Raw genomic sequence first — 1,516 nt, 5'->3', positions numbered from 1 at the left:
TTGCGTGCAGTATTGCAGAGATTCGCCGGGGATATGGTTCCCGGGGACGTTTTCATCCTGAGCGACCCATACGTTGCGGGCGGCAATCATTTGCCGGACTGGACTATTGTTCGCCCGGTGTTCTGCGCGGATACGCTCGTGGCCTTCACATGCAACCGGGCACACCAATGCGACATAGGTGGCGGTGCCGTGGGATCATACAATCCGTCTGCTACTGAAATCTTTCACGAGGGAATAAGGCTTCCCGTCTTAAAACTGGTTGAAGCGGGTGTAACTCGACGAGATCTATGGGAACTCCTTTTGTTGAACTCGCGTCAGCCGGAACCAATGGACGGCGATTTGCGCGCAATGCTTGGTGCGGTTGCCATCGGCGCTCAGCGCCTCCAGAAGCTATTCGACGAGTTGGGTGCCGACCGAAGTCGGTTGGCGCTCGAGGCAGTACTGGCGCACGCTGACCGGATGATGCGCGAAGCAATAGCTCGGCTTCCGGACGGAGTCTATGAGGCGGAGGACGTTAGTGACAACGATTGTTTCGAGGCACGTAGTGTGCCTGTGAAAGTCAAACTCACAGTACGCGGCAACAAAATTGCTCTCGACTTTACCGGCAGTCATCCGCAAATAAAAAGCTTCAAAAACAGCTCTCTTGCAAACACAACTTCTGCGGCATTCGTAGGTGTGATGAGCTTTCTTGGAAGTGCCGCTCTTCCGCGTAACGGCGGCGCCTTGCGTGCACTTGAAATCATCGCACCAGAGGGGACTGTGGTCAACGCGCGCGCGCCCGCGCCGGTGACCATGTGCACGATGTTTCCAGCAGCCGACATCATAAACGCGTGTTGGAGGGCTCTTGCTCAAGCTGACCCACAAAGAGCGAGTGGTTCCTGGGGCAAATGCTCTTACTGTGGCACTTCGAACAGTGATCTCAGTCAGGGTGAATTCGGCGTTGCGCACTGGTTCGGATCATCGGGAGCAGGCGCGGTCTTCGGGCGTGACGGGTTCAATGTTATGAGCCAAGTCGTTTCGATGGGCGGGCTTGCTTTGCCGAACGTGGAAAACTATGAGCAGATTTATCCTATCCTTGTGCATAGTTACGAGTTTCGGATGAATAGCGCTGGGGCTGGACAATTTCGCGGCGGAACTGGGGCAACGTATGTTGTCGACGTCATGGCGCCAGGGTCTTATAATTTCACAGGCGAAGGTGTTCGGACGCCGAGCGGGTTGGGTGTCAACGGCGGACACGAGGGTAGCAAGGGTGATCTGACAATCGAACTTGCCTCCGGAGAAGTCGTAGATACGCCGCAATACGGTGTGCGAGACTTCCCGCCCGCTCGATTGACGATTCAGTCTTCCGCTGGAGGCGGTTGGGGCGATCCGCGAAAGCGAGACCGAGCTGCTGTGCAGCGCGACCTGGACGACGGCGTAATTACTCTCGATCACGCTCGATCGCTTTATGGTTACACGGAGGGATCTGTTGCAACCTTTTGATTACCAGCGCTGTGGCAAGGAGCCTTCGATCATT

General features: G+C 56.0%; 1 protein-coding gene. It reads left to right on the top strand.

What is annotated here, in order from left to right; translation table 11 throughout:
* The coding region (locus tag EOC06_RS19680) for a hydantoinase B/oxoprolinase family protein (protein ID WP_164898660.1) at nt 1-1,482 on the top strand (1,482 nt) is incomplete at its 5' end.
* Between the last annotated feature and the right edge of the window lie 34 nt (nt 1,483-1,516).

It is taken from the genome of Mesorhizobium sp. M7A.F.Ca.MR.362.00.0.0 (assembly GCF_004023175.1).
Taxonomy (GTDB): domain Bacteria; phylum Pseudomonadota; class Alphaproteobacteria; order Rhizobiales; family Rhizobiaceae; genus Mesorhizobium.
The sequence above is the reverse complement of the archived record's forward strand: the minus strand, read 5'-3'. Positions and strand labels throughout refer to the sequence as shown.